Source organism: Pseudomonas sp. P4_D7 (assembly GCF_056401755.1).
This window is the reverse complement of record NZ_JBFUIR010000002.1, coordinates 93,271-104,976: the sequence shown is the minus strand read 5'-3', so window position 1 is coordinate 104,976 and position 11,706 is coordinate 93,271. Positions and strand designations below refer to the sequence as shown.

Genomic DNA, 11,706 nt, shown 5'->3' with positions numbered 1-11,706 from the left:
GGGAGTGAGCCTGCTCGCGAAGGGGCCGGCAGCCTCACCGCAAGTCTGTTAAACCACCGCCGCCCGCCGCTGCACAAACCGGTCAACGTACTCATCAGCCGGCGAATGCAGGATCTCTCTCGGCGTACCAACCTGAATCAACTTCCCATCCTTGAGAATCGCAATGCGGTTGCCGATACGCACCGCCTCATCGAGGTCGTGAGTGATGAAGACGATGGTCTTGTGCAGGGTCTTTTGCAGTTCCAGCAACTGGTCCTGCATTTCCGCGCGGATCAGTGGATCCAGCGCACTGAACGCTTCGTCCATGAGGATGATGTCGGTGTCCGCCGCCAAGGCGCGGGCCAGGCCGACACGCTGACGCATGCCGCCGGAGAGCTGGTGCGGGTATTTGTTTTCGTAGCCTTTGAGGCCCACGGTGTTGATCCAGTGCAGCGCGCGTTCCGAGCACATTTGCTTGCTCTCGCCACGGACTTTCAGGCCGTAGGCGACGTTGTCGAGCACGCTCTTGTGCGGCAGCAGGCCGAAGCTCTGGAACACCATGCTGATCTTGTGCCGGCGAAATTCGCGCAGGGCATCCATGTCGTATTGCAGGATGTCCACGCCGTCGACGAGGATCGCGCCGCTGGTCGGGTCGATCAGCCGGTTGAAGTGGCGCACCAGCGTCGACTTGCCCGAGCCGGACAGGCCCATGATCACGAAGATCTCGCCGGTACCGATGCTCAGCGACAGATCGTTCACGCCGACCACGCAACCGGTCTCGCTCAGCACCTGATCCTTGGTCTTGCCCTGGCCGACCATCGCCAGTGCGTCCTTGGCCCGGTTGCCGAAAATCTTGAAGACGTTTTTGACTTCGATCTTGCTCACGGTTGCGTTGCTCATTTGCTCACCTCATGCCGTGGCCGACCGTACGCCTGAGTAATGCGGTCGATGACCACTGCGAGAATCACGATCGCCAGACCGGCTTCGAGGCCACGCCCGACATTGAGGGTCTGAATCCCCACCAGCACATCTTCACCCAGACCTCGGGCACCGATCATCGAAGCGATCACTACCATCGACAGGGCCATCATGGTGGTCTGGTTGATCCCGGCCATGATGCTTGGCAGGGCCAGCGGCAGTTGCACGCCGAACAGTTGCTGCCAGCGGTTGGCGCCGAAGGCGTTGATCGCTTCCATCACTTCGCCGTCGACCTGGCGAATACCCAGATCAGTCAGGCGAATCAGCGGCGGCGCGGCGTAGATTACCGTGGCGAAAATCGCCGGGACCTTGCCCAGACCGAACAGCATCAGCACCGGGATCAGATACACGAAGCTGGGCATGGTCTGCATGATGTCGAGCAGCGGCATCAGCACCGAACGCAGGCGATTGCTGCGCGCCGAGAGAATCCCCAGCGGGATGCCGATCAGCACCGAAATGATCGTCGCGACCATCATCAGCGCCAGTGTCTGCATGAGCTTGTCCCACAGGCCAACGGCGCCGACGAGGAACAGCAGACCGACGATGACCGCCGTGGTCACCACTTTGCGCGTGGCGTGCCAGGCGACGACACCGACGATCGCCAGCATCAACCACCACGGCGCCGCACGCAGCAGGCCTTCGAGGTTGACGATGGCCCAGAGCAGGGTGTCGGAGATGTGGCGGAACACATCACCGTAGTTGGTGACCAGCGAATCGACCCAACCGTTGACCCAGTCGGCGATGGAAAAGGTAAAGCTTTCGGGAAACATAAGCGGCTCTCAATCAGAAATCTCAATCAAGCGATTACGGCATATCTCCCGGCCAGCCTCACGGTTGACCGGGAGGTATCGACCTACAGCGCCGCGTCGATTTTCTTGGCTGCGTCTGCACTGACCCACGCATGCCAGACCTCAGGATGTTCCTTGAGGAAGATTTTCGCCAGTTTTGGCGACTCGATACGTTCCTTGGCCATGCGGCCCAGGTTCTGGTTCAGCAGGTCGATCGGCAGGTTGACCTTTTCCAGCACGGCGACCAGTTCCGGGGCCTCGTCGTGGAAGGTTTTCGACAGACCGACCTTGATGCTTACGGTCTTGTCGACGCCGGGTTTTTCTTCCAGTTTCACCGCGTCGATCTGGCCCATCAGCGGGGTTGGCGACCAGTAGTAGAACAGGATCGGCTCGCCGCGCTTGTAGCTCGACAGCACCGCCGCATCGAGCGCCGGGCCGGTGCCCGGACGGAAGTTGGTGTAGCTGCTTTCCAGACCGTAGCTTTTGAGCATTTCGCTGTTGTCCAGCTCGCAGGTCCAGCCGGCCGGGCAGTTATAGAAACGGCCCTTGGATGGCTCTTCGGCGTCCTTGAACACGGCGGCGTATTTGCCCAGATCGGCGATGTTTTTCAGGTCTGGGGCTTTGGCTTCCAGCTTGCGTTTGGCGTCGCCTTCGATCACGTATCGCGGCACATACCAACCTTCCACGGCGCCGACGATCGGCGCACCGACACCGACGACCTTGCCGGCCTTCTCGGCCTTGTTCCAGACCTCGCTGCGGCCGACCCACTCTTCGGCGAACACTTGAATATCGTTGCTGCTCAAGGCGTTCTCCATGGTGATGGAGTTGCCCGGCAGGCTGTCGGTCTTGCAGTCGTAACCTTTTTCCAGCACCACTTGCAGCACGTCGGTCAGCAGCATGCCGCTTTCCCAGTTCAGGCCGGCGAACTTCACCGGTTTGCCCGATTCGCACCAGCCAGCGGCTTGGGTCGCACCGGCACTGGCCAGCAGGCCCATGGACAGCAGTGTGGTGAGCAGGGTCTTGTTCGATTTCATTGTTTCGACGCTCCTAATCATGAATTGGCTTACGGCAGTCAAGAGGCATCCAGCCCTGTCCACGTCCAATCAGGCCTGCGCCGCAGCGCGCCCGGCCCCACTTTTTTCAGGTGGTACAACGCTGTTCTGCTCGACCGGCAGAATCAGTTGATCAGGTACCGCGCTGTGCCATTTTTTTGCACACACGTAGTAGACGGCAGCCGGCAGCACCAGACCGATGATCCAGGAAATGTCCACATCACCGAGGGCCGCCACCAGCGGGCCGGTGTAGAACTTGGTAGAGATGAACGGCAACTGCACCAGCACGCCGAACACATAGACGCTGATGCCGAGCAGGTTCCAGCGCCCGTAGCGACCGTTCGGATTGGCCAGCGCCGGCACGTCATAGCGCTCGCGGGTGATGCAGTAGTAATCCACCAGGTTGATCGCGCTCCACGGTGTGAAGAACGCGAGCAGGAACAGGATGAAAGACTTGAACGCACCGAGGAACGAGTGCTGACCAAGCAGCGCAATCAGGGTCGCTGCGCCGACAATCACCAGCACAAACACCAGACGCTGCATGCGCGTAACGGTCAGGTGGCCTTTGAAACCACTGATGATGGTCGCGATGCACATGAAGCTGCCGTAGGAGTTCAGCGTCGAGATGGTCACCTTGCCGAACGCGATGCTGAAGTACAGCAGCGCGGCGGTGGCACCGGTGCCGCCCAGACCGACGATGTAAGCAACTTCATGACCGGCGAACTGGCCGTTGGCCGAAGCCGCAGCGAACACGCCGAGGATCATCGCTACTTGCGCGCCGACCACTGAACCAGCACCGGCGGCGAAGAAGGTTTTTACCGCCGAGGTGTTGCTCGGCAGGTAACGGGAATAGTCAGCCACGTAGGGGCCGAAAGCGATCTGCCAGGAGGCCGCGAGCGACACCGCGAGGAGGAAGCTGCTCCAGCTGAAATGACGAATTTGCAGAAGTGCGCCGACGTCGGTCTGGCTCATCAGGCGCCAGAACAGGAAGACGAAAGCGATCACGCCAATCACGCTGGCAACACGGCCGATCCAGTGGATCACCCGATAACCGAGCACCGTCACCAGCACGATGACGCTGGCAAAAATCAGGATGCCGACGCTGTCACTGACGTTAAACAACTGGCCCAACGCTTGACCGGAAAGCACGGTGCCCGTCGCGGTGAAACCCAGGTACATCAGGCACACCAGCACGATCGGGATTGCCGCGCCGTAAACGCCAAACTGCACGCGGCTGGAAATCATCTGTGGCAGACCCAGTTTCGGCCCTTGCGCAGCGTGCAACGCCATCACCCCGCCGCCGAGCAGTTGGCCGATCAACAGACCGATCAACGACCAGAACACATCACCGCCCAGCACCACGGCCAAGGCCCCGGTGACAATCGCGGTGATTTGCAGATTCGCACCCATCCACAGGGTGAACTGGCTAAACAGACGACCGTGTCTTTCCGCTTCCGGGATGTAGTCGATCGAACGCCTCTCGATCAACGGTTTGTTGCCTGCACGATCGGTGTTAACAGCCATGATTCAACCTCTGTGGATTGTTTTAATAGTTCACTGAGCTTCGGTAGTGCTGCTTTTCTGTGGGAGCGAGCTTGCTCGCGAATAGGCCAGCACAGTCAACATCTGTGCTGGCTGACAGATTGCTTTCGCGAGCAAGCTCGCTCCCACATAAAGCCAAAGCGTGTTACTTACCGCCGGTAATCATCGGCAGGTTCAGCCCCTGTTCCTTGGCGCAGTCGATGGCGATCTGGTAACCGGCATCGGCGTGACGCATGACACCGGTGGCCGGGTCGTTGTGCAGTACGCGCGCAATACGCTCGGCCGCTTCGTCCGTACCGTCGCAAACAATCACCATGCCCGAGTGCTGCGAGAAGCCCATGCCGACGCCGCCGCCGTGGTGCAGGGAAACCCAGGTCGCGCCGCTCGCGGTGTTCAACAGAGCGTTGAGCAGTGGCCAGTCGGACACAGCGTCGGAACCGTCCTGCATCGATTCGGTTTCACGGTTCGGGCTAGCGACCGAGCCGGAGTCGAGGTGGTCGCGACCGATCACGATCGGCGCCGACAGCTCGCCGCTGCGGACCATTTCGTTAAAGGCCAGACCAAGCTTGGCGCGCAGACCCAGACCGACCCAGCAGATACGTGCCGGCAGACCCTGGAAGCTGATGCGCTCGCGGGCCATGTCCAGCCAGTTGTGCAGATGGGCGTCGTCGGGGATCAGCTCTTTGACCTTGGCGTCGGTTTTGTAGATGTCTTGTGGATCGCCCGACAGCGCCGCCCAACGGAACGGGCCGATGCCACGGCAGAACAGCGGACGGATGTAGGCCGGTACGAAACCCGGAAAGTCGAAGGCGTTTTCGACGCCTTCTTCCTGCGCCATCTGACGGATGTTGTTGCCGTAGTCGAAGGTCGGAATGCCTTGCTTCTGGAATTCCAGCATCGCTTTGACGTGCACCGCCATCGACTGCTTGGCGGCTTTGATCACAGCGGCCGGTTCGGTCTTGGCGCGGGCGCGGTATTCGTCCCAGGTCCAGCCCGCCGGCAGGTAACCGTTGAGCGGATCGTGGGCGCTGGTCTGGTCGGTGACCATGTCCGGGCGTACGCCGCGCTTGACCAGTTCCGGGAGGATTTCTGCGGCGTTACCCAGCAGCGCGATGGAAATCGCTTTACCTTCTTTGGTGTATTTGTCGATGCGCGCCAGGGCGTCGTCGAGGTCTTTGGCCTGCTCGTCGACGTAACGGCTTTTCAGGCGGAAATCGATGCTGACTTGTTGGCATTCGATGTTCAGCGAGCAAGCGCCGGCGAGGGTTGCCGCCAGAGGTTGTGCGCCGCCCATGCCACCGAGGCCAGCGGTCAACACCCACTTGCCGGTGAGGTTGTCGTTGTAGTGCTGGCGACCGGCTTCAACGAAGGTTTCGTAGGTGCCTTGAACGATGCCCTGGCTGCCGATGTAGATCCAGCTGCCCGCGGTCATCTGGCCGTACATGGCCAGGCCTTTGGCGTCGAGCTCATTGAAGTGTTCCCAGCTCGCCCAGTGCGGGACGAGGTTGGAGTTGGCGATGAGTACACGCGGGGCGTTGCTGTGGGTCTTGAACACGCCGACCGGCTTGCCGGATTGCACCAGCAGGGTCTCGTCGTCATTCAGGTTGGTCAGGCTCTCGACGATTTTGTCGTAGCACTCCCAGTTACGCGCGGCGCGACCGATACCACCGTAAACCACCAGCTCTTTCGGGTTCTCGGCGACTTCCGGGTCAAGGTTGTTCATCAGCATGCGCAGCGGCGCTTCAGTCAGCCAGCTCTTGGCGGTCAGCTTATTACCGCGGGCAGCGCGGATCTCGACGTTACGAAACTTTGTAGGCTTATTGTCAGTCACGAAAAAGACTCCTCAGCGATCAATTCAAACCAACCCTGGCAGTGGGCAAGCAGCCTGTGCGCTTCGCTGCGCGACAAGCGAATCAGTGGACGCTGCGGAGAGTCTCGAGCGACTCATACGCATACGTCTTTACTTGTACATACAAGCATATGCAATCAAGCGGCCAACTTGTTGGAGGGGTGTTCAAGAAAAATCCTGGGCACGGCTGGAGGGCGCCTGAATCAAGGGTTCGGGCGTGGATGAAATTTTTTCGTGGGGATGATTCAGGGCGACGGGACTTTGTTACGTGAGCGTGGTTTTGCGCCACGCTGGGGCGTTCGGTAACAAGTTGGTGCGTGGGTTGGGAACACCCCAAAAGCAAAAGATCGCAGCCTTCGGCAGCTCTTACAGGGCGTACATCAATCCCATTGTAGGAGCTGCCGAAGGCTGCGATCTTTTAAGATTTTTCAATCAGCGGGCAGTCAGCTCAATGACACAGCAACCCGCATCAACGGACACTTCAACCAAACCATTGTTACCGTCCAGTTGCAGGCAATCATGGCGACCGAGCTGCGAAACACTGTCACCGACGTGCACTTGCAACAGCTCACTGACACTGAACACCAATACCGTCCCCGCCGAGCTGAAGAATCGCTGCTCGCCATCCAGCCACTGCAACCGCGCGCTGTAACGCTGCGGCGCATAGATCAGGTTGAAATCGCGAATCGCACCGCCTAGCAGCGTGCACGACACCTGGCTCTCACCACTGAAAGCAAACGGGTCGAGCGGTAACAGCGGCCACGTATCGTCGCCGTCAACGCACAAGGTCATGCCGTCACCCTGCAACACGGTGATCACCCGCTGGTAACCGGCGAACGTCGAAAAACCACCCGACTCAGCGATGTCGGCAATCGACAGGCGCCAGCCAAAACCGTCCAGGCCGGCCCCCGCGTCACGGGTGATTTCTTCAGTGCTGCCGCCACCGTTTTTCCACGGCATGCGCGGGTAGCCTTCGGCGCGTAAAACCTTCACTTGAGTCATTTATGAAAGCGTCCTTCCAGACGATGACGGGAACCTGGGTGAATCAATCGTGCAGCGGTAACCGGCTGACGCCCCGACCACGTGCGGCGACGAATCAGCAAACACGGCTCGCCTTTTTCAATCTGCAGCAACTTGCACTCGGAGGGCTCGGCCAGAATCGCTTCAACCACGTGCTCGCCCTCAGTCAGCGGCGCCACCTGATTGAGATACGCGTAAGGCGTCTGCAGAGTGAAATCCTGCTTGAGGTATTCCGGCGCGACCAGTGCGTTGACGAAACGGTCTTCGATTTGCACCGGAATATCATTTTCGTAATGCACGATCAGCGAGTGGAACACCTTCTGCCCTTCACGCATGTCCAGCGCCAGCGCGCGCTCGGAACCGGCAGCCTCTTCTTCAAGAGTGATGACCTGGCAGGTATGGCGATGGCCACGGGAGGCGATTTCGTCGGCGATGTTGTGCACTTCGAACAGCGCAGACTGGCTCTTCGGTTCGGCGACAAAGGTGCCGACGCCTTGCATGCGCACCAACAGACCATCGGCAGTCATCTCGCGCAGGGCGCGGTTGATGGTCATGCGGCTGAAACCGAGTTGATTGACCAGCTCGCTTTCGGACGGCACGCGGTAGTGCGGCGGCCAGTTTCCGCTGTCGATCTGCTGGGTGATCATCTGTTTGACGCGGGCGTACAAGGGCGCCGGACTGTCGCCCATGTTCGCGGCCAACGGGGAGACTGGAGGCGGAGTCGGCACGGTTGATCCCTGTTCATTGGTGAAAGTGGCTAGCTTGCCGGAGTTTACCGGGCAGGCAAACGTCTGTATATGTATATACAAATAACACACGATGGGGTGCCGAACCATGTCCGCCTTCTTTGCCGAACGCGCGCTGCTGCCTAACGGATGGGCCAACAATGTACGTCTTGAGGTCAGCGCCGATGGCCTGCTGACCCAGATTCAGGCCGATTCCACCGCAGACGGCGCCGAACGGCTGAGCGGCCCGCTGCTGCCGGGCATGCCGAATCTGCACTCCCACGCCTTCCAGCGGGCGATGGCGGGTCTGGCTGAAGTGGCCGGCAATCCGAACGACAGTTTCTGGACGTGGCGCGATCTAATGTATCGCCTCGTCGGAAAAATCAGCCCGGATCAACTCGGCGTGATTGCCCGTCAGCTGTACATCGAAATGCTCAAGGCCGGTTATACCTCCGTCGCTGAATTTCACTACGTGCACCACGACAACAATGGTCAGCCTTACGCCGACCCGGCTGAACTGGCCTTGCGCATCAGCCAGGCTGCGAGTGAAAGCGGCATCGGTCTGACCCTGTTGCCGGTGCTCTACAGCCACTCTGGTTTTGGCGGCCAGACGCCGAATGACGGCCAGCGCCGCTTCATCAACAGCACCGAAAATTACCTGAATCTGCAATCGCGTTTGCAGCCAATGTTGGCGCAGCAAAAGGCGCAATCGCTGGGCCTGTGCTTCCACTCGTTGCGCGCGGTAACGCCGCAGCAGATCAGCGAAGTACTGGCCGCCAGCGACAAGCAATGCCCGGTGCACATCCACATCGCCGAACAGCAGAAGGAAGTCGACGACTGCCTGAGCTGGAGCGGTCGGCGTCCGCTGCAATGGCTGTATGAAAATGCCGAAGTCGATCAGCGCTGGTGCCTGGTCCACGCCACTCATGCCAACCCTGAAGAAGTCACGCTGATGGCCAAGAGTCGCGCCATTGCCGGTCTGTGTCTGACCACCGAAGCAAATCTGGGCGACGGGATCTTCCCGGCGGTGGATTTCCTCGCTCAGGGTGGGCGCATGGGTATCGGTTCCGACAGCCATGTGTCGCTCAGCGTGGTGGAGGAATTGCGTTGGCTGGAATATGGTCAGCGTCTGCGTGATCAGCGGCGCAATCGCTTGTATGGCGCGGATCAACCGATGGTCGGGCGCACGTTGTATGACGCGGCGCTGGATGGCGGTGCGCAAGCGTTGGGGCAGCCGATTGGCGCGCTGGAGGTTGGCAAGCGTGCGGACTGGATTGTGCTCGACGGCAGCGATCCGTATCTGGCGACGGCCACGGGTGACGGGATTTTGAATCGCTGGTTGTTTGCCGGCGGCGATCGTCAGGTGCGCGATGTGCTGGTCAATGGCCAATGGGTTGTGCGTGATGGCCGGCATGCTGGCGAAGAAGACAGTGCACGCGCCTTCACCCAAGTCCTGCGCGACCTCCTCGGCTGACGCATAACCAAATGTAGGAGTGAGCCTGCTCGCGATACGCTATCGCGAGCAGGCTCACTCCTACATTGGTTTTGTGGTGTTCTTTAGTTTGAGGTCTTGGCCATCTGCCGATCCGACGCTCGCCAGATCAATCGCGTGGTGTCATAACCCTGCTGACGCGCCTTGCTCAGCAGCTCTTCACGGACCACCCCGTTGACGGTCGGTGTGCGCGACAGCAACCACATGTACTTGCGACTCGGGTCGCCGACGATGGCGGTCTTGTAGTCATCGCTGACGTACAACACCCAGTATTCACCTTTCGCCACACCCGGAATCAGACGTGAGAACCAGGTATCGAATTCGACCCAGAGCTTGTCGGTCTTGCCCGGCACCTGTGGATAAGCCGTGCCCTTGGCCTCTTCCCACTGCCAGTCCGGAGTCAGGCAGCGATTGAGCACCGCGACATTGCCGTCCGGCTTGAGGGTGTAATGGGCTTCGGACTGCGCGCAATTGCGCTGGAAATACATCGGCAAGCGCGCCAGCTCGTACCAGGTGCCTTGATAGCGCTTGAGATTGACGCTGTTGACGGTTTTCGGCGCCAACGGGTCGACGCCGGAAGTGGCGCAGCCGGCCAGTACCAGGCCGGCAAAAAGGATCAGCAATAACCGCTTCATTTTTCTTCTCCGTGGGCGCGAAGCCCCGGTTTACTTCAGGCCTTGGCCGGAAAACATCAGCACTTTGTCACCGGCGTACTGCACGCTGATAAAGCTGTTCTTGTCGCCCCAAGTGCAACTGGACATGCCGAGCGCGCCCGAGCAATCGGTGGGCTTGCCGAGCAGAGTCTCGACTTCGGCCTTGGCCATACCGGCCGAGAGCTTCGAATAGTTTTCCTGATTGACCTTGCTGCATGCGGCCAACAGCACGCAAAACGACAGAAGGGCGAGAGATCGCAGCGACATGGTGTAACTCCTGGAACGAGGGGGGATGGCATGGTGCCAACCAGAAGCTTAGAAGAGAAAACCCTCATCTGGTTCCGTGGCTGGACGGCTATTTATTAGCCCGCTCGTCCGGCATTTGCCGATAAATCAGCCACTTTTTAACGCTATTGAGCATTTCGTCGCATTTCGCCAAAGACGCCTAATCTTTGGCGCAACGCGGTCGACATAAAAGCAGCGCAAAGCCCCAGAGTGTGGCAAATTGCCGCCCTTTCTTGACCAGCCCCTTCGCGGTAGTTCATTCGATGACCAGAAACATGAAATTCAGCCACAAGATCTTGTTGGCTGCCGCCCTCGTGGTGGCCATTGCGTTCGCCTGTTTCATTTTCTTCAACGACTATCGACAGCGCGAAGCCTTGAACAGCAGCACCGAAGCCTCGATGCAGGAGCTGGGCAGCCTGACCACCAGCAACATCCAGACCTGGCTGGAAAGCCGCATTCAATTGCTGCAATCGCTGTCGCAGCAAGTCGCCGTCGACGGTAACGCTCCCGCCAGCCTGAAACGCATCATCGACCTGCCCGCCTACACCGGCAATTTCCAGCTCAGCTATTTCGGCGGCGCTGACGGCGTGATGTTCTCGGTGCCGGCCGGCAATCGCGCGCCGGATTACGATCCGCGTGCACGTGGCTGGTACAAAGCGGCAAACAGCGCACAACAGACCATCGTCACCGAACCGTACATCGCCGCGTCCTCGGGCAAACTGGTGATCACTGTCGCAACACCTGTTCAGCGCCAGGGCCAGATGCTCGGCGTCGCCGGTGCCGACATCGACCTGACCAGCGTCAGCGCGATCATCAACTCGCTGAACTTCGGTGGCCACGGTCACGCATTCATCGTCAGTGCCGACGGCAAGATCCTGATCCACCCGGACAGCAAACTGGTACTCAAGACCCTTGCCGAGGCCTATCCCAATGGTGCGCCGAAAGTCAGCCCGGGTCTGAAAGAAGTCGAGTTCGACGGCAAAACCCAACTGATCTCCTTCACCCACATCAACGGCGTGCCGTCGGCCGACTGGTACGTGGCGCTGGTACTCGATAAAGACACCGCGTTCGCAATGCTCAGCGAATTCCGCACCTCGGCGCTGATCGCCATGGTTATTGCCGTGGTGATCATCATCGCCCTGCTCGGCATGCTCATTCGCGTGCTGATGCAACCGTTGCTGACCATGGGCCGCGCGATGCACGACATCGCCGAAGGTGAAGGCGACCTGACTAAACGTCTGGTGATCCACGGCAACGACGAGTTCGGCGCGCTAGGCACCTCGTTCAACCGTTTCGTCGAGCGCATTCACACCTCGATCCGTGAAGTGTCTTCGGCCACCGGC

Annotated in this window: 10 protein-coding genes and 1 pseudogene; 2 read left to right on the top strand and 9 right to left on the bottom strand. The window is 59.7% G+C overall.

Annotation, left to right across the window (positions count from 1 at the left end; all coding sequences use genetic code 11):
- Positions 1-48: 48 nt before the first annotated feature.
- The 7 genes from AC1DVF_RS01870 to hutC form a co-directional block, all read right to left on the bottom strand.
- Positions 49-879 carry a quaternary amine ABC transporter ATP-binding protein gene (locus AC1DVF_RS01870; RefSeq protein WP_093430055.1) on the bottom strand — a complete coding sequence of 277 codons (831 nt, stop codon included), beginning with the start codon at positions 877-879 and terminating at the stop codon, positions 49-51.
- Complete coding sequence (locus AC1DVF_RS01865) at positions 876-1,727, bottom strand: ABC transporter permease (RefSeq protein ID WP_007949591.1); 852 nt, start codon at positions 1,725-1,727, stop codon at positions 876-878. Before AC1DVF_RS01865 ends, AC1DVF_RS01870 begins: the two co-directional genes overlap by 4 nt.
- 83 nt (positions 1,728-1,810) lie before the next feature.
- The gene (locus AC1DVF_RS01860) at positions 1,811-2,779 is read right to left on the bottom strand and encodes an ABC transporter substrate-binding protein (RefSeq protein WP_093430054.1); all 969 of its coding nucleotides are present in this window, start codon (positions 2,777-2,779) and stop codon (positions 1,811-1,813) included.
- Between the two features lie 69 nt (positions 2,780-2,848).
- Entirely contained in the window at positions 2,849-4,321 is a 1,473-nt protein-coding gene (locus AC1DVF_RS01855) for a purine-cytosine permease family protein (RefSeq protein WP_093430053.1), read from the bottom strand.
- 163 nt (positions 4,322-4,484) lie between these two features.
- Complete coding sequence (gene hutU / locus AC1DVF_RS01850; RefSeq protein WP_093430052.1) at positions 4,485-6,170, bottom strand: urocanate hydratase; 1,686 nt, start codon at positions 6,168-6,170, stop codon at positions 4,485-4,487.
- A 450-nt stretch (positions 6,171-6,620) separates the two neighbouring features.
- The gene (locus AC1DVF_RS01845) at positions 6,621-7,190 is read right to left on the bottom strand and encodes a HutD/Ves family protein (protein WP_477781921.1); all 570 of its coding nucleotides are present in this window, start codon (positions 7,188-7,190) and stop codon (positions 6,621-6,623) included.
- A complete protein-coding gene (hutC, locus tag AC1DVF_RS01840) occupies positions 7,187-7,897 on the bottom strand; it encodes a histidine utilization repressor (RefSeq protein ID WP_163013658.1) in 711 nt (236 codons plus the stop codon). Before hutC ends, AC1DVF_RS01845 begins: the two co-directional genes overlap by 4 nt.
- A 145-nt stretch (positions 7,898-8,042) precedes the next feature.
- Between hutC and AC1DVF_RS01835 the strand changes: the two genes are divergently transcribed.
- Entirely contained in the window at positions 8,043-9,407 is a 1,365-nt protein-coding gene (locus tag AC1DVF_RS01835; RefSeq protein ID WP_477781920.1) for a formimidoylglutamate deiminase, read from the top strand.
- Between the two features lie 83 nt (positions 9,408-9,490).
- Here the strand turns inward: AC1DVF_RS01835 and AC1DVF_RS01830 are convergent, their stop codons facing one another.
- Positions 9,491-10,060, bottom strand: coding sequence for a lipocalin family protein (locus AC1DVF_RS01830; protein ID WP_093430049.1), 570 nt, complete (start codon positions 10,058-10,060; stop codon positions 9,491-9,493).
- Between the two features lie 30 nt (positions 10,061-10,090).
- The gene (locus AC1DVF_RS01825; RefSeq protein WP_034152995.1) at positions 10,091-10,345 is read right to left on the bottom strand and encodes a lipoprotein; all 255 of its coding nucleotides are present in this window, start codon (positions 10,343-10,345) and stop codon (positions 10,091-10,093) included.
- Positions 10,346-10,626: 281 nt separating this feature from the next.
- On the opposite strand from AC1DVF_RS01825, the pseudogene AC1DVF_RS01820 reads away from it, so the two are divergent.
- Positions 10,627-11,661 (top strand): annotated as a pseudogene (locus AC1DVF_RS01820) (HAMP domain-containing protein); the annotation flags it as partial.
- Positions 11,662-11,706 lie beyond the last annotated feature (45 nt).